Here is a 16,778-nt window from a genome sequence, read left to right as displayed (position 1 = left end):
TCTGGCGGCAGCGCGCATGACGTGGCCTGTCGGGAGATCGCGGCACGCCTCTCCTGACCTCGGCTCGCGGGCCGTGGTGCCCGAGCGTCGATGAGCGAAGAGGGCCAGTGGCTCCGGGCCACCTCCACGTGGGCCGTCGAGCCGGCCGCGAGGCAGGCCGTGCTAGGCTCGGCGCCGATGTCAGGAGCGGAAGAGGAAGAGATTCGTCGGCTGAAGGCCCGCGTCGGGACGATCTTCCACGGCAAATGGCGGCTCGACGCGCTGATCGGGGCGGGGGGAATGGCGGCCGTCTACGCGGCCACCCATCACGTGGGGCACCGCGTGGCCATCAAGGTCCTGCACCCGGAGAGCGCCGTGTCGCGCGAGCTCCGCGCCCGCTTCGAGCAGGAGGCGCTCGCCGCCACGCGGCTCGGCCACCCGGCCGCGGTGCAGGTCCTCGACATCGACGTGACCGAGCAGGGAGAGCCGTTCCTTGTCATGGAGCTGCTCGACGGCGAGAGCCTCCGCGAGCGCGCGTTGCGGCTCGGCAGCGTCCCCTTGCCCGAGATCCTCGCCCACGTGGACACGCTCCTCGAGGTGCTCCGGGCCGCGCACGACGCCGGGATCGTCCATCGGGACATCAAGCCGGACAACCTCTTCGTGACGCGCGACGGGCGGCTCAAGGTGCTCGATTTCGGGATCGCGCGCATGAAGCAGGGCGGCGCCGGGCTGAAGACGCGGACGGGCGCGATGCTGGGCACGACGAGCTACATGGCGCCGGAGCAGATCCTCGGGAGGAACGTGGACGGGCGGGCCGACCTCTATGCGGTGGGCGCGACGATGTTCACCCTGCTCGCGAACCGGCGGCTCCACGACGCGGACGCGCTCACCGAGGGAGAGCTCCTCGTGAAGATGAGCACGACGCCGGCTCCCCCGCTCGCGACCGCCGCGCCCGGCGTGGATCCGCGGGTCGCGCGCGTCGTGGACCGCGCGCTCGCCTTCCAGGTCGAGCGGCGCTACCCGGACGCGCAAACGATGCTCGCCGACGTGCGCGCCGTGCGCCGGGGCGAGGAGCCCCCCTTCGCGACGGCGGGAATGGCCGCGTCGGCCGTCTCGACGGCGCCTCCGCCGGCTCGGCCCCCTCCGGGGGCGAGCGCCGCGCCTCCACCGCGCGCGCCGGGTCCGCCGCAGCTCGCCGTCGTCGGCGGGGTGGCGGTGCTCCTCTTCTGCGTGGGCCTCGGGGCGGTCCTGCTGCTCTGGCCCTCCCGCGATCAGGGCGCTCGCGAGGGCGGCGCGCCAACCCCGGTGTCCCTCAAGGACATCGCGCAGGCCCAGAGCTCCCTGGCGCCCGCGGCCAGCGCCGCCAGCTGCGCGCCGGGCGTGCCTTGCTCCTGCGGGGGCGGCAGCCCGGGAAACGCGCCGAAGAGCTGCCAGCTCACGTGCGGCGAGGCGTCCGGCTGCAAGCCGAGCTGCGCCGATCGCGAGGTCTGCGAGAGCCGCTGCGCCGGCGACTGCCAGTCCTCCTGCGCGAGGAGCACGTCGTGCGACACGAGGTGCACGGACAACTGCTCTGTCGACTGCCGCAATGCGGAGACGTGCCAGGCCACCTGCGGCGCCGGCTGCTCGACCACCTGCGAGGACGTGGGCAAATGCTTCTCCGTCGTGGGCGACGGCAGCGTCGTGAGGTGCAACCGGGTTGGAGGGTGCGAGGTGACCTGCACGGGCTCGTGCGCGGTGTCGTGCTCGAATACCGGAGGGGGATGCCCGGTGACGTGCCAGGGGCGGGGCCCCGCGGTGAAGTGCCGCGACGGCCGCAAGGCGTGCGGGGACGGCTGCTCGCTGCCGCGGTGAGGCGGCGGTGCTTGTCAGCGCGCCTGTCGCGCCGACCCGTCCTCGAGCTGGAGATCCTTCGAGTCGAGCGAAGTCCTTCGTGGTGGCGGTCACGACGACAAGCCCGTTCGTCCGCGCGCGGCACACCCCTGCGAGCCCCCTCCGCGCCTCACAGCCGCGCTTTGCGCAGCGCGAGCAGCCAGTCGTTGAGCTCGCCCTGGTTCGGGGGCTCCTCCGGCAGCGCGGCGTGATCGTGGGCCGCCTCCAGGGTCGTGAAGGCCCGGGAGATCTGCTCTGTCCAGCGCGCGGCGATGTCGGGGGTGAGCGCCGACTTCTCTCCGGCGCGCTTGGCCTCGATCAGCTCGCGCGCGGCGCTGAAGCCGTAGAGGTCGAGGAGCGCGGTCACGTCGGTGACGAGCTCGCCTGTCCGGAGCGCGTGGGCGCCGGTCAACGTGGTCCTGAGGACGTAAAGGAGCTTCTTCGCCGACGCGCGGCCGCCCGCCTCCCAGGCGCGGAGCTGGCTCGTGGCGAAGCCGACGTAATGGCGGAAGATCCGGCGCGACAGCGCGGCGGCGACGAGCGGGCGGAGCGAGGCGAGGTCGGGATCGACGTGGAGCTGGAGGGGGCCGAGGATCCGCTCGATGTAGTTGCCGTTGCCCTGGAGGACGCCGAGGAGGACGGGGTGGATCTCGTTCGACGTGTAGTCGATCTCGACGCCGTCGATGACCTCCATCCGCTCGGGGCTCGCGTTGCTGCGGAGCAGGCCGAGCAGCTTCTCGGTGGGCTCGACGTGCACCGCCTTGAGATCGAGGTCGCTGTCGGGCGAGGGGAAGCCGTAGGCGTGCGCGCCGCTCAGGGCGATGACGAGGTGCGGCCGCCTGGCCTCCTCCTCGGCGATGACGCGCGCCGCGACCTCCTGCTGCTTTGCATCGAGCACCTGAGTGTTCATCCCTCGTCCTTTCTCTCGTCGTCGCCGCGCGCGCGCCCGGCGTCTCCCTCGTCCCAGACCGCGACCGGCGCGGGGGGAGCGTCCTTGCCGAGCGGGCCCGGCGCCGCGGCGAGGTGCCGCCGGGCGATCTCCACGCGGACGCGCCGGAGGAGCGCGTCGGCGCGGGGCACGTCGGGGTGCGGTGGCAGCTTCGTCGCGAGCCGCGCGGCCTCCAGCTCGGGCGTCATCGACTCGGCGAGCTCGAGGGTCCGGTCGAGCGGCCAGGCGCCGGTCTTGATGGCGAGGAGCGTCTCGTGGAGGTCGCCCTGCACGACCAGATCGACCTCGCCGTCGCGCAGCCAGCGGATCGCGGTCGCGATGAGGCGCACCAGGTTGTAGGCGTTCTTGGGGCGGAGGTCGCGGGCGGGGTCGAGCGAGGCACGGCCCTTTCGCGCGAAGGCGGCGAGCGAGGCGAAGTCGCGCGCGGGCAAGAGGCCCTGATCGTGGAGCGAGCGGTAGAGCTGCTTGATGTACTCCTTCGCCTGGAGCTCCCGGTCGGCCTCGGTCGGCGCGGCGCGCGGGCTGATGGCGGCGAGCTTGCGGGCGACCTCATCGAGCGACAGCACGGGGTCGTCGGCGAGCCAGTCGAGCACGCGCTCGCGGTGCTCGGCGAGCCGGTGCGCCTGCGAGAGCCGCTTGAGCTGCGAGAGCGCGTAGCGGCCGAAGCTGCCGTAGATGGCCGACGAGACGAACGCGGCGCGCGCCTCGAGGATCCACGCGCCGATCTCGTCGCGCGCCTCGGCGGTGCGGACGAAGAGCAGCTCGAGGGTGTTCGGATCGGCGCGCAGGGCCTGTCGGATGGCCTTCTCGACCTCCCAGTACGAGGCGCTGCCGTCGGTGCTCACGAGGTCCCGCGGCGGCTCGGCGAGGCCTGTGGTCCAGGGGAAGGGGAGGGCGAAGACGCCGCGCCGGTCGGTGTCGGACCCCTCGTGCGCGAGCCCCCACGCGCGCGACCCCACGACGGCCTCGAGGACGACGGCGGGCAGGAGCGCGTCCCAGGCGGCGCTGCGCCGCTCCGCGTGCCGCACCTGGCCGGTCTTGCGCGGGACGAGCTCGTCGCGGCGGTAGCGGACGACGCCGACGCCGACGAGCATCACGTCGAGCTCGGCGCCGGCCGAGCCGACGACGCGCCCGATGGCGCCCTGGGGGATGCGGCGTTCGCCGAGGACGCGGTCGACCCGGGTGGTCACCTCGGTGCCGTGGGGCAGGGGGACGGCGAGCGGATCGAGGTGGGTGAGGCCGCGCAGGCGGAGCTCCATGAGAGGACGCTACCATGCGCGAGGGCGTGGCCGAGCGGGCTCGTGCGGGACGTACGCCGCGGCTTTCCTGGCCTTGCGGAGGTCGTCCGAGAGGGATCGAGCGTGGTGGGGCGGGGCCCTGACGCGCGGCGAGTCCTGCTGGGGGCCAGTGCGCCGGAGGGTCGGCTGCGGTACGGTGGCCGGCGATGATCACGCGGATCGAGGTCGATGGGTTCAAGTCGCTCCGCGGCTTCGCGCTGGACCTGGAGCCGCTGACGGCGATCGTGGGCGCCAACGGCGCGGGCAAGTCGAACCTGCTCGACGCGCTGCACCTCCTGTCGCGGCTCGCTCAGACCAGCGTCACCGAGGCGCTGAAGAGCGGTCGCGGTGCGATCCGGGATCAGTTCTCGCGGCTGCGGGACGGAGCGGCGGCGAGGATCACGATCAGTGTGGAGATGCTTCTTGGAGCAGACATGGATCGTTTCGGGGAAACGCCGTCTGTGACGAGGGTGCTCCTCAGTACCGAGATCGGGCGCACCGTTCTTTCTTCAGGGATCGAAGATATCACCATTGATGGACAACGCTTCGTTCGCCTCGATGATCCAGCCGCAGACACGTGGATCGCTCGGCATCCGGCGCTGCTGCCGCTGGCTCGTTACAACGTTTCGAGCACCAAGCCCGGTGAAAGTGTTTTCAAGCTAGAGGGTACTAGGCCCGCCACCGGACCGGACTCTCGGGTGATTCGTTGGAATGATTCCGGGCTGGAGTGGGACCCCAGCTTTTGCGGCCACCTCCCGCACACCGGCTTGCTGGCAGGGACACGCTCCGGGAACCTGATCGGCAGGGTCGCGAAGGAACTCAGCGAGGTACGCGTCATTCACTTCGAGCCTTCCAAGCTTCGCCTCTCCAGCGATCGGGCCGCAGGCGCGGCCCTCGAGGCTGACGGCTCTAACCTTCCGACGGCGCTTGCCGCCTTGGCCCCCGAGGTGCGCGCTCAGATCCGGGCCGATCTCGCGGAGCTCATCCCAGGTTTTCGCTCGTTCGAGGTAGTTCCAGCCGACGAGGAGCTCCGGCTGGAAGTGGAGTTCACCGACGGCGCCCGCGTGCCCGCCCGCGTCCTCTCGGACGGCACATTGCGCCTCGTCGCATTGCTCACGCTCCTGCGCGGCGCGTCGCCCGGCGCGCTGATCGCCGTCGAGGAGCCGGAGAATGGCATCTATCCCGGCCGGCTGCGCGCCCTGATCGACAAGCTCGTCGACGCGACCACGCCCAAGGGCGACGTGCTCCCGCCGCAGGTGCTGCTCACGAGCCACTCGCCGGCGATCCTCGCCGCGCTCCACGGAAGGCTCGAGTCGCTTGTCTTCGCGGATCTCGTCCGGCGGGGTGACGACCTCCGCTCGACGCGCATGCGCCACGTGCGCGCGGCCGACGCCCCGGAGCGCGACTCGAGTACGGTTTCCCGGCGGGAGATCGAGCGGATCCTGGACGCCGCGCGTCCGGAGGACGAGGCGTGATCTGGCTGTGCGCAGGGGTTTACGCCGAGGGCCCCACCGACGACCGGTTCCTCTGCAACCTGATCAACCGGATATTGCCGCCGCTCGCCGTCGAAATCTGCAAAGGCGGCTTCTATATAGATGAAGCCCGGCGCATCAACGAGCCGCGACGCATGCGGGGAGCCAGCCGGGAAGAGCGGATCGCCGCGGCGATCGAGGAGAGCTGGAGCGAGTGCAACCTGTTTGTCGTGCACAGCGACGGCGAGGGCGCGCCCGATGAGGTTCGGCGCGAGCGGATCGCGCCGGGCCTCGCCCGTGCGCGGCGCGCGCGACCGGATCTCGCCGCCGCAGCCTGCGTGCCCGTGCGGGAGACCGAGGCGTGGATGCTGGCCGATCCCGAGGCATTCTGCCGGATCTTCGAGACCGACCGGACGCCGCTGCTGCCTCACGATCCAGAAGCGGAGTCCGATCCGAAGAAGGCCCTGGAGACGGCGCTTTGTGGCCTGGGCGCGCGGATGGGTCGAGGCGTGGAGGAGTACTACGCCGTGCTCGGGGCCGAGGTGCACCTCGATGCCCTGCGGCGCCTCGCGGCGTTTCGACAGTTCCACGAGGAGCTGTGGAAGGCGATCGCCGCCATAGCAACCCCCAGCGGCGCATGAGCCGCTCGCCGGTCGCACACGATCTTCGTGGATCGGCTGCCTGCCGAGCTGGGCTCCTTGATCAAGAGCGCCCGCGCCTCACGCGCCGTCGTCCCAGCGAGGCGCCGGCGAGCGTCAGCGCGCCGAGCAGGTTGCGCGCGACCCGACCCACGGTTGCGCGCGGCCCGACCCAGCGCGTCCGCTCTACCCCGTGGGGTAACCCGCGTCGGGTCTACCGGATCTACGCCCGGCGGTCAGCGCTCGACCAGCAGCGCCGGGCTGCCCGAGAGGGCGAGCGTCACCTTGCCGCCGCTCGCGTCGGCGGAGGTCTTCGCGCCGTCCCACGCATGGACATCGAACCCCGTGCGCGTCGCGAGCTCGACGTTCGCGGACGCGTCCTCCGTGTCGCTCGGCGTCACGGCCCAGAGGGCGATGCGGCGTTTGCCGTCCTTCTCGAACACGGCGCCTCGCGCGTCCCGCGGCAGCGCGAGCTCCCTCGTCGCGCCGTCATCGTAGGACGCGCCGAAGAGCACTTCGTTGAGGGTGGTGTACGCCTTGCCGAGGTCGGTCTTGGTCGCCTGATCCACGCTGTCGAGGGCGCCGACGTCGTTGTAGAGCCCCATGTGCGCGAACACATCGTCGCTCCCCTCCTCGCCGTTCGATAGAATGAACCAGTCGACGCCCCCGATGCCGTGTGCCTGCGCCATGGTCATCAGCTTGATGAGGTAGTTGCGCGCGTACTCCGGGCTCCCCACCTCCGGGTACTCCGGCGTCGGCGCGAGCGGCGCGCCGTTCTCCGAGACGTTCCACCCCTGCACCTGCGCGCCGGCGCCGGCGAGCGCCGCGGCGAGAGCGTCCTTCGATGCGAGGAAATCGTCGACGGACGCGTCCGAGCTCTTCGGACTGAAGATCGGGTAATAGTGGAAGTCGAGGACGTCGACGTAGGCGCCGCCCTTCTCCGGGTAATCCGGCGTGACCGCCCCGCCCTCCGGGTTGTCGGTGTAGCGCAGGATCGCCGAGAGGAACGTCGGGTATCCGATGCCCCCCGTCGCGATCAGCGCGTCCGGGTCCGCCTTGCGCGCGGCCTCCTTCGTGACGCGCAGCATTCTTATGTAGTCGAATATCGATCCGTTGAACCGGGGGAGATCGGCGGCCCTGGGCGGCTCGGTGACCCACGTCTCGGTGACGCGCCAGTCGGCCACCCAGTCGGGCTCGTTCCACACGTGCCACACGTGGATCCAGTCCTTGTAGGTGTCCACCGTCCGGTACACGTAAGAGGCCCACGCGTTGCCCGGGTTCACCGTTCCGTCGGCCGAGAAGATCGGCTCGTAAAGGCTCTTCGGGATGTAGTGCTCGTTCTGCCAGTCGGCCGCGCCGGGCGGCGCCGTCGTCAGCTCCACCGACTCGGATCCGATGAGAAACCCGATGTGCTCGGCCATGCCCAGGGCCGCATACGACTGGATATCCCCGAGCTCGATATCGTATCCCCACGCCGCGAAGTGGGCCGCTGGGAGCTTGACGCGGAGGCTGCGGACGCCCGCTCGCGCCGCGAGCGTCCCCTCCTTGTCGTCGCCCCAGGCCGCATTGCGGTGGCCGAGGTTGGCGCCGTAACGAAACGCGCGAGGGAGCCCGACGTCCCCTCCTCCCCCGGAGCCGGCGCTCCCTCCTCCCCCGGAGCCGGCGCTCCCTCCTCCCCCGGAGCCGGCGCTCCATCCTCCCCCGGAGCCGGCATCGCTGCTGCCCGGCGACTCGTCCCCCGAACCACACGCAACGATAGCTGAAGCGCACAGCAGAACGGACCATCGACGCATGAACATGCCTCCTTCCGGCGGATGCCGGGAGGTCAGCGTAGGCGATCTGGCGCAAGCGAGGACGTCCGGTCTCCGGTCGACGGGCGCGCGCCTGCGGGGGGCCACATCCAGCGCGCCGCGGGCGATCGCCTCGTCGAAAGAGGCGAGCAGCGTGGCCACCCGGGCGGGCATGCCCGCCTCCTGCATCACCCCGGGCGAGGAGCAGGGGCTGTCCACTGGCACAAGTCGCATGAGCCAAGATGAGCCACACTGGCTGGTGACCGTCGAAAGGAGCGCGCGGAAAGCCGAAAATCCGGGTTGGTTCGCGAATTGCTCCCAGGTGTGCTCGTGCTCGGGACCGGCGGCAGATCGTGGCACACGGAGCCGCCAGCCCCGAGCGGTAGCTTGGGAGGAGATAAAGAATGAACAAGAGGTTCAGAGGTTTTGGGTCGCTCGCGGCAGCCGGCGTGGCGTTCGTGGTGGGGCTCGGCGGTTGCATGTCGCAACCTGATGAGGATGCGGCGCTCGGATCGCTCAGCTTGCCGCTCGCGGCGGAGGCGCAATCCGGAGCGCGCTATCGGCTCCGCGACGCCACGTTCCAGATCCGGAGCAGCTACTACTGGTACGACGAGGGGTCGACCGTAACCGTCACTGTCGGCGCCGGCGGTTCCGGCGCCGGGACCAGCGGCGGAACTGTCTTGACGATCAATAGCGAGGACGAAGATCCCGACGCGGCGTCCATCGTCGTCGATCTCGAGCAGGGCTCGTACTCCGTCAGCCTGCTTCCAGGGTGGAGCTTCGAGAAGGTCGAGGGCGGCACGGTGACGGAGGTCGAGGCGACGCTGCTATCGTCGGAGTCCATCTACGTCTACGTCTCGCCGCATTCGACGACCTGGGCTCAGTATCAGTTCGGTATCGGGGACAGCGCGCTGTGGCTCAACGGCAAGCTGAACCTCGGCATCGACGTCTACGAACATCCGGACGAGTACTACGGCTCCCAGAATGCGGGCGGCGCCGGAGGCGCGGGCGGCTACGAATCCGCCTCGAGCGTCGGCGTCGGCGGCGCCGGCGGCTACGGCAGCTCGGGCGTCGGCGTCGGCGGCGCCGGCGGCTTCGGCAGCTCGGGCGGCGCCGGCGGCGGCTCGCCGTAACTCGACAGCTCGACCAGCGGCGCCGGCGCTCAGCGCCGGCCGTGCTGTACCGTGGCTACCGGAATGTCGATACACGTACCGGTGGTGATCAAGCTTCCCAAGGGGGCTCGCCCGCACCTGAGGGGGCTCGCCAAGCTCAGGCACGAGCATGGCATCTTGAACGATCTCTCGCTGACAGGCGTCATGAAGACGTACTCGAGACCGCGCTCCAGCGGGCGCAAAGGTGCCACGCAGCGGTGGTGATCCTCGACGTCACCGGCGTGAGGGTCGTCGATAGCGGCGTTGCCGCCATGCTGGTGAGCGCGGCGGCAGCGCTGCGGCTCATCGGAGCGTAGGCGGTGCTCACGGGCATTCGCCCCGAGGTGGCGCGGATGGTGGTCGAGCTCGATGTCGAGCTGCAATCCATCGTGGTGAAAGGGAGCCTACAGAGCAGCATCGCGTTCGCGCTCCGCCGCCTGGGTGAAAATCGACTGCTGTAGGAAGCGGGGAGGCCCGAGGGGCCGCTGTTCGTCGCGCGGCGGCCCCTGGCGCGCTGCGTCGCACGCCCTTTGCCAGACGCGCGCGGGCGCCGTGAGTTGATGTGGCCTTCGCGCCCGCGTAGCCGCTGAGAGGAACTTGATCTGCCGACGGGGCTCAGGGGTACGCTGGCGCGCAGCGAAGGCCCCCGGCAGCCGGCGGGCGGCGCTCCTGAAGATGAGGGAACACGTGCACACTCTTGCCCGATCGCCGCTCGCGGTGGTCGAATACGGCCTGGATCTCGCGATCACGGGGTGGAACGAGAGCGCCGCGCGACAGCTCGGCATCTCGAGAGAGGACGCGATCGGCCGGCCGATCGCCGACCTGCTGCCCACGCCCGAGGACGAGGGGTTATGGCGGCGCCTGCTCGATGAGGACAGCGGGGAACGGCGCCTGCGCCACGCCCGGAGCGACGGGGGCCAGGTGGCGTGCGCGTGGGCTCACCACCGCGTGCTCGATCCCCGGGGCGAGGCGGCAGGCGTACTGTGCATCGGCCGCGACGTGACGGCCGAGATCGAGGCGTCCCGGCGCCAGGCGGAGCAGCAGGCGATCCTCCGCGCCGTCGTCGACAACCTCGATGTCGTCGTCTGGGCCTCCGACGGCCGCGGCGTGTTCACCTACTATGACGGCAAGGCGCTCGCGTCGGCCGGCATGAAGCCAGGACAGCTCGTCGGGCTGAACAATTTCGACCTCTACAAGGAGCACGAGACCGTGGGGTTGCGCACTGCCCTTCGAGGGGAGCCGATCCACAACGTCATGGAAGCGAACGGAAAGCCCATCGAGAACTGGTTCGTCCCGGTCCGAGGCGAGGGGGGCGAGGTGGACGGGGTGGTCGGCATCACCCTCGATCTCACCGAGTCGCGGCGCGCGGAGCAGGAGCTCCGGGAGCGGCTCTCGCTCATCGAGCGGCAGCAGCAGGTCATCCGCCAGCTCTCGACGCCCATCCTCCAGGTCTGGAGCGGCGTGCTGGCGCTCCCGATGATCGGCGTGGTCGACAGCGCGAGGACCGCGGAGGTGATGGACAGCCTGCTCCAGGCGGTCGTGCGCACCCAGGCCCGCTTCGCGCTCCTGGACCTGACCGGGGTCGAGGCGGTCGACACGAAGACCGCGAGCTACCTCGTCGAGCTGGTCCGCGCGATCCGGCTCCTCGGCGCCGAGGGGATCATCACCGGGATCCGGCCGAGCGTCGCCCAGACGGTCGTCTCGCTCGGGCTCGACCTCTCCGAGATCACGACGCTCTCCGACCTCCAGGCGGGCCTCAGGCACTGCATCGGGCGCACGCTGGGCGGACGCACGTAGACGCCCGCGGCGCGTTGACATCGGCCCTGGTCCGGCGAATACTGCGCCTATCGGGCTGCTCCGAGCCCGGCTCCTCGCCTGCCGCCGGCACGGCTCGCGCGAGGGGCGAAGAGGGCGCTGCCCTTCGGTGGTCCCGGTTCGTGACGCTGCCGCTCTCCCGTCGGTGCCGGCCGACAAGGATCGATCTCGGCAGATCACCTGGACAGGCCCGATGGGGAACCGTCACCACCACAAGAAGCTGCGCGCGGACGTTCGGGCCAGGATGGCCAGGACCGGCGAGAGCTACCAGAGGGCCCTCGCGCGGATCCTCGACGAGCGTTCCGCGCCGGCGCCCGCGCGTGGCGTCGATCTCGTGCCGATAGCGTATTTCGGCGCGCCGGCCGCGCTCGCGACGTTCGAGATCGCGGGGCGGCTCGCATGCGTCATCGTATCGAGTCCGCTTCGTCAGCGACCGTTTCCCCACGATCCCCTCGTCGCGCTGGCGATGCGTGGGCCTCGGACCGTCCATTGAGTGATCTTCGCGAGCTCGACTGCCGCGAGGTCATGATGAGCATTTCAACGAGAGATCGAATGGACGCTTTCCGCGCGCGAGGCTTCTTCGTCGTGCGCGATTTCCTCGGCGCCGAGGGGCGCGCCGAGCTCCGTCGCGCGTGCGACGTCGCGCTCCTGCACACACGAGCGCTCTCCCGGGAGACGGGGCACTCGACCCCGAGGATCTCGCTCTTCACCGAGGGCGTGGCCTGCTTTCAGGACGACCCAGGTGCGCTGGAGCGCATCGCTGCGTTCGTCGGCTCCCCACGCGTCTGCGCGCTGCTCTCCGGCCTGGCGCGTCCAGGGGAGGAGGACACGCCGCGCCTGAAGGACGCGCACTATTACCACGAGCCGACCAGGCGGGACTGGGACGGGGACTGGCATCGAGACAGCCAGCTCGGCCAGGCCGATCCCGAGGTCGAGCGCGCCATCGTCGCGACGACGACGTCGGTGCACTTCCGGTTGGCGCTCGAGGACGACGACCGGCTCGAGATCGTCCCCGGATCCCACGCCCGCTGGGACACTCCGGATGAGCTCCGGATCCGCCGAGGCGCCGATCGGACCACGCCGGACATGCCGAACGCCGCGCGCGTCGCCTTGCGAGCCGGGGATGCATGCGTCTTTCACGCGTGGTCCATTCACCGCGCGACCTACCTCCGGGCGCCTCCTCGTCGCGCGCTCGACGCGCTCTACGCGTTCGCGCGTCCGACCGTGCGCCGGTGGACTTCGCCGGGGGTATGAGACGCGACCGGCCGCGCTGTCACGACGCGACAGGCGGGCGATGTCGGCGGAGACGAGGGGCAGGCCGAAGCCGGAGCGCATTCCTGCGATGATCGTCCTCGAGGACTCGATCAAAGCAGCCTTTCATGAATTGCTCAATCGCGAGATGGATGCCCATCTCCTTCGCTGTCGCAGCCACCTGTCTGCTCGGAGGTCGAGCGTCCGCGCACGCGCCGGAAGGGCACGGAGATCCGCCGAACAGAGACGCGGTACTCGACTGGAACGCCGTCGCGCTTACGACTTCTGGAGGCCCATCGTCGGGATCCGTCATGCCGACAGGGACGGGAACCCGTTCACGATAGCTGACCGGAGGTGGACGCCCGTCGGAAGCCCCGGCAGCAACCAGGGCCCGTCGCGCATGACGCCATCGTTCCCGGCGTACGTCTCTGGGCACTCGAGCTTCGGGACTGCCATGTTCCAGGTGTTGACCCGCTACTATGGTACAGATCGCATGAATTTCTGCATCATCTCCGACGAGTTCAACGGGATAACGACGGACGCGCAGGGCAATGTCCGCCCCGAGATGGACCGCTGCTATTCCAGCTTCAGCCAGGCGTCTCAGGAGAACGCGTCGAGCCGCATCTACCTGGGCGTCCACTGGAGGTTCGATGCAGTTGCCGGGATCCGTCTGGGCAAAGAGGTCGGAAACGCCGTCTTTGACAGGATCATCCGGCCGCTCCCTTGACGGCCCGCTGAGCGCGGCGCGCCGAGGCGCCTCCCGGACCGCCCGGAGACGGCCGCGCGCGCGGTCGCCTTTCCTCTATCCTCGCGCCCATGGCGCCCCGCCTGCCCCTGCTCCTCCGCCTCGCCGCCGGGCTGGAGACCCGCCCCGTCAAGGCCGCGCTCTCGCTCCTGATCCTCGTCTCGGTGCTGCCCATCCAGGGCCTCGAAGACGAGCTCCGCCCGTACTTCCTCGGGATCTTCGGCGTGGAGCTCCTGCTCCGGGCCGCCCTCCTGCGCCAGCGCGGGCGCGAGCGGTCGCGCCTCGACGTCCTCCTCTTCGCCTTCGACGTCCTCGCCTGGCTCAGCTTCCTGCCGCTCGAGCAGCTGCTCGACGCGCACGCCGCCCACGCCCTGCCGGTGCTGCGGCTCTCGCGGCTCTTCCTGCTCCTGCGCTTCACGCGCGAGATCGCGATCGACCTCTACGCGATCCTGACCCGGCGCGAGCTGCTCGAGCAGTTCGGGCTCGTCACGCTGGCCGTCTGGGGGCTCGCGTTCGGCGCGTCGGTGCTGCTCAGCCACCTCGCTGTCGCGCACGACTACGACGGCCGCGGCCCGGTCCCTGACACCACCTTCATCGACCGGATCTGGTGGTCCTTCCGGCAGCTCGAGAGCGCCGACAACCTCGTCGCGAACCTCCGGGTGCACCCCCTCGTCGCCGTCATCTCGCTCGGCCTCACGATGGTGGGCGTCTTCATCACGTCGTTCATCATCGGCATCGGCGCCAACGTGGTCGACCAGGTCGTGCGCGCGGCGCGGCGGCGGCCGGTCGGCTACGCGGGGCACACGCTCGTGATCGGTCCGGTGCACGAGGCGGAGATGCTGGTGCAGGAGTTCGTCCGGCTGTACGAGCGCCACCGGGCGCTCCGGAGCCTCCGGCTCTCGGAGCTCTGGGTGTGGCTCGTCCGCCGCGGGCCCCCGCCGACCCGGCACGCGTTCCCGCGGATGGCGCTCCTCGGCACCGAGAACGACCCGCCCGCGTACCTCTACGCGCCGAGGATGCGCTGGGTGGCCTACCGCAAGGGGGACAGCGCGCAGCCCGAGGCGCTCGGGCTCGTGGGCGCCGCCGGGGTGAAGCGGGCGCTGATCCTCGCGCGGCCCGACGCGGGGCCCGACGCCGACGCCGTGACGGCCATGACCCTCTCCTCGTTCCGGATGCAGAACCGGCGCGGCCACGTGTTCGTCGAGGTGCAGGAGAGCAAGAACCGCGACCTCCTCCAGGCGGTGGGCGGGCCGGGGACGTATCCGCTCGACATGCAGCGGTTCCTCGGCTTCTTCCTGTGCCAGCACCTGATCACGCCGGGCGTGGAGTCGCTCTACACCGACCTCATGACCGCCGACGGGTCGGAGTTCTACACGCACATCTTCCTGGGCGAGCAAGCGGCGCGGACCGTCGCCGCGCTCGGCGAGGGGCCGGGCGGCGAGATCTCGTTCTCGCGCATGGCGCGCGCGGCCTGCCAGAACAACGTGATCCTCGCGGGCGTCTTCCTCGGCGAGGCGGTGCCGGAGCGCCGGGAGGGCGAGCTCGTGCCGGCGGAGGGGCTCGTGCAGTGGCTGAACCCGCTGCTCGATCCGGTCGAGGGGTCACCCGCGTGGGCGCTCGGCGCGCGGGCGGGCCGGGTGCCGGCGCGGCGGCTCCGGGGGCTCATCGGCGTGTCGGCCACCTACGCGCCCCTCCGGCGCTACGGGCGAGAGCTCCTCATGGGCCGCGGGATCGCGCCCGCCGCGGGGGCGGACGGCGCGGGGGCGGGCACGGACGGCGCGGGGGCGGGCGCGGACGGCGCGGGGGCGGGCGCGGACGGCGCGGGGGCGGGCGCGGACGGCGCGGGGGCGGGCGCGGACGGCGCGGGGGCGGGCGCGGACGGCGCGGGGGCGGGCGCGGACGGCGCGGGGGCGGCGCGGACGTGGGCGGCGACGCTCTCGCTGCGCCGCAGCCGCATCAAGCGGGTGCTGATCGTCGGATACAGCCCCGCGCTGCCCTCGCTGCTGCACGCGCTCGCGCAGTTCGTCCCGGGGATCGAGGTGACGCTCGTCCTCGGGGAGCGCGGCGACGAGCGGATGCCGCTCACCGATCGGCTCGCCTCGCTCGGCGTGACGCTCGCGCCGGAGGGCGCGCCGCCGGGATCGAACGGGGCGACGCTCCCGCTCCCGCGCGGCGGCAGCGCGACGGTGTACACGCAGCACGGGCACGACCTCGCCTCGCTCGCGGTGCGCTGCGCGGCGCGCGGGACGCCGGCCTCCGCGGCGGTGTTCCTGAGCGAGCCCGAGGGGCTCGATCGCGACGCGCGCACGGCGATGCGGCTCATCCGCTTCGCGCGGGCGCTGGAGAGCGGCGAGCTCGCGCACGGCGCGCGGCTGCACGTGCTCGCGGAGTTCTCCTCGGTGGCCAAGGGCGAGCACGTCCGGTGCCTGCTCGACGCCGGCAGGTGCGGCTTCGCCGGGCCGGATCGGCTGCGGCTCAGCCTCGTCAGCACCGAGCGCATCAAGAACTATTTCATGGTCCACAGCGCCTTCGTGCCGGGAGTAACGACTCTTTACGATGAGATCCTCGACGAGGGCGGGCAGGATCTCGTGCGCGTCGAGGCGCCGCCGCTCGGCCGGGCGGAGCGCGCGGACGGCGCGATCGCCTTCGAGGATCTCCGGGCGGCGCTCGAGCCCCGGGGCGTGATCCCGGTGGCGGTGGAGCTCGACGACGGCGCCGTGCTCCTGAACCCCGAGCCCGGGCCGGCCCTCGCGCCGGCGCGGATCCGCGCCGTGTACGCGCTCGCGCGCAGCCAGGATCTCGTGGCCGAGGGCGATCGACAGCCGGAGGAGCGCGACGGCGGGGAGGTCGCGCGCGGCGAGGAGGAGGCTCCGCAGATCAGCGCCTGAGCAGCGCGTCGCCGCATTTCTTTTCTGCCCGATCGGAGGTCGTACGCGACCTCCGCGGTGAGATCGGTATCCTGGGGTCGTGCCGGAGCGCCCCGACCTGGAGTACGTCGTCCCGATCCTCGCGCGCGAGCTCGCGGGCGCGATCGTGGCGGCGGCCCGGGTCGACAGCCCGGTGGTGCTGCGCGTCCTGCTCCCGGAGCGCCTCGACGCCCTCCTTTCGGGCGTGGAGCTCCGGCGCGTGACGCGCCGTGCGCACGCCGTGGTGTTCGAGCTCGCCGGGGCGCGCGCGCTCGATCTCGTGATCGCCCCGATGCTGGCGGGGCGGTTCTCGATCACGCTGCCGGGGGAGACGCGGATCCCGACCGATCTCGCCTTCTCGCTGGCCCTGAAGGACGGGCGCGAGCTGCGGTATCGCGACGAGGTGCAGATGGGCAAGGTCTACGTGCTCGCGCGGGGCGACTACGACAAGATCCCCGGGCTCGAGCGGGTGGGCCTCGACGTCCTCGATCCGCGGGTGTTCACGCCGGAGGCGTTCCGCGCCGCCGCGAGCGGGCGGCCCGGCCTCGTCAAGGACTTCCTGATGGACAAGGCGGCGCTCGACTCCATGGGAAACGCGTATGCCGACGAGGTGCTCTTCGAGGCGCAGATCCACCCGAAGGCCACGGTCAAGAGCCTCTCCGAGGGGGAGCTCGACAGCCTCCACGCGGCGGTCGCCCGCGTCCTCGGCGACGCGACCCGGACGATCGCCCGGCGGGCGCCGGCGCTCGACGAGAAGCTGCGCGACTTCCTCAAGGTCCGCGGGCGCCCGGGCCAGCCGTGCCCGCGCTGCGGCGACAAGCTCCGTCGCGCGAGCGTCCACGGGTACGACGCGATCTTCTGCCCGACGTGCCAGCCGGAGGAGCGGAAGGGCGCGGCCGCGGAGCTCCGCCGCGGCAAGCGCGCGCCGGGGTGAGG

Annotated in this window: 14 protein-coding genes; 11 read left to right on the top strand and 3 right to left on the bottom strand. The window is 71.4% G+C overall.

Features of this window, described 5'->3' with window-relative positions; all coding sequences use genetic code 11:
- Window positions 1–90: 90 nt before the first annotated feature.
- Complete coding sequence (locus WMF36_RS37370; RefSeq protein ID WP_437575593.1) at window positions 91–1,830, top strand: serine/threonine protein kinase; 1,740 nt, start codon at window positions 91–93, stop codon at window positions 1,828–1,830.
- A 148-nt stretch (window positions 1,831–1,978) separates the two neighbouring features.
- Here the strand turns inward: WMF36_RS37370 and WMF36_RS37365 are convergent, their stop codons facing one another.
- Both WMF36_RS37365 and WMF36_RS37360 read right to left on the bottom strand, forming a co-directional pair.
- The gene (locus WMF36_RS37365; RefSeq protein WP_437575592.1) at window positions 1,979–2,758 is read right to left on the bottom strand and encodes a nucleotidyltransferase domain-containing protein; all 780 of its coding nucleotides are present in this window, start codon (window positions 2,756–2,758) and stop codon (window positions 1,979–1,981) included.
- Window positions 2,755–4,056, bottom strand: coding sequence for a DNA polymerase beta superfamily protein (locus WMF36_RS37360; RefSeq protein WP_437575591.1), 1,302 nt, complete (start codon window positions 4,054–4,056; stop codon window positions 2,755–2,757). The genes WMF36_RS37365 and WMF36_RS37360 overlap by 4 nt, the downstream gene beginning before the upstream one ends.
- A 185-nt stretch (window positions 4,057–4,241) precedes the next feature.
- Here WMF36_RS37360 and WMF36_RS37355 point away from each other — a divergent pair, with 185 nt between their 5' ends.
- Window positions 4,242–5,549: an AAA family ATPase gene (locus tag WMF36_RS37355; RefSeq protein ID WP_437575590.1), complete on the top strand. Its 1,308-nt coding sequence runs from the start codon at window positions 4,242–4,244 to the stop codon at window positions 5,547–5,549.
- Window positions 5,546–6,187: a hypothetical protein gene (locus tag WMF36_RS37350; protein WP_437575589.1), complete on the top strand. Its 642-nt coding sequence runs from the start codon at window positions 5,546–5,548 to the stop codon at window positions 6,185–6,187. The genes WMF36_RS37355 and WMF36_RS37350 overlap by 4 nt, the downstream gene beginning before the upstream one ends.
- A 233-nt stretch (window positions 6,188–6,420) precedes the next feature.
- Here WMF36_RS37350 and WMF36_RS37345 read toward each other — a convergent pair whose 3' ends face one another.
- Window positions 6,421–7,977 (bottom strand): hypothetical protein, encoded by a 1,557-nt coding sequence (locus tag WMF36_RS37345; protein WP_437575588.1) that lies wholly within the window; start codon window positions 7,975–7,977, stop codon window positions 6,421–6,423.
- A 401-nt stretch (window positions 7,978–8,378) separates the two neighbouring features.
- Here WMF36_RS37345 and WMF36_RS37340 point away from each other — a divergent pair, with 401 nt between their 5' ends.
- From WMF36_RS37340 to WMF36_RS37305, 8 genes are all read left to right on the top strand, one after another.
- A complete protein-coding gene (locus tag WMF36_RS37340) occupies window positions 8,379–9,107 on the top strand; it encodes a hypothetical protein (protein ID WP_437575587.1) in 729 nt (242 codons plus the stop codon).
- Window positions 9,108–9,445: 338 nt separating this feature from the next.
- On the top strand, window positions 9,446–9,586 hold the full coding sequence (locus WMF36_RS37335; RefSeq protein WP_437575586.1) for a hypothetical protein: 141 nt from the start codon (window positions 9,446–9,448) through the stop codon (window positions 9,584–9,586).
- A gap of 226 nt (window positions 9,587–9,812) precedes the next feature.
- A complete protein-coding gene (locus WMF36_RS37330; protein WP_437575585.1) occupies window positions 9,813–10,922 on the top strand; it encodes a PAS domain-containing protein in 1,110 nt (369 codons plus the stop codon).
- 211 nt (window positions 10,923–11,133) lie between these two features.
- Complete coding sequence (locus tag WMF36_RS37325; protein ID WP_437480986.1) at window positions 11,134–11,433, top strand: hypothetical protein; 300 nt, start codon at window positions 11,134–11,136, stop codon at window positions 11,431–11,433.
- A 59-nt stretch (window positions 11,434–11,492) separates the two neighbouring features.
- Window positions 11,493–12,194, top strand: coding sequence for a phytanoyl-CoA dioxygenase family protein (locus WMF36_RS37320; RefSeq protein ID WP_437575584.1), 702 nt, complete (start codon window positions 11,493–11,495; stop codon window positions 12,192–12,194).
- 40 nt (window positions 12,195–12,234) lie between these two features.
- Window positions 12,235–12,918 (top strand): vanadium-dependent haloperoxidase, encoded by a 684-nt coding sequence (locus WMF36_RS37315; RefSeq protein ID WP_437575583.1) that lies wholly within the window; start codon window positions 12,235–12,237, stop codon window positions 12,916–12,918.
- Between the two features lie 89 nt (window positions 12,919–13,007).
- Window positions 13,008–15,824 carry a hypothetical protein gene (locus WMF36_RS37310; RefSeq protein ID WP_437575582.1) on the top strand — a complete coding sequence of 939 codons (2,817 nt, stop codon included), beginning with the start codon at window positions 13,008–13,010 and terminating at the stop codon, window positions 15,822–15,824.
- Between the two features lie 79 nt (window positions 15,825–15,903).
- Entirely contained in the window at window positions 15,904–16,776 is an 873-nt protein-coding gene (locus tag WMF36_RS37305) for a DNA-formamidopyrimidine glycosylase family protein (RefSeq protein ID WP_437575581.1), read from the top strand.
- The last annotated feature ends 2 nt before the right edge of the window (window positions 16,777–16,778 follow it).

This window comes from Sorangium sp. So ce887, from assembly GCF_051521455.1.
Taxonomy (GTDB): domain Bacteria; phylum Myxococcota_A; class Polyangia; order Polyangiales; family Polyangiaceae; genus Sorangium.
Note: the sequence above shows the minus strand (reverse complement) of the source record. Positions and strands in the feature narration are given on the sequence as shown.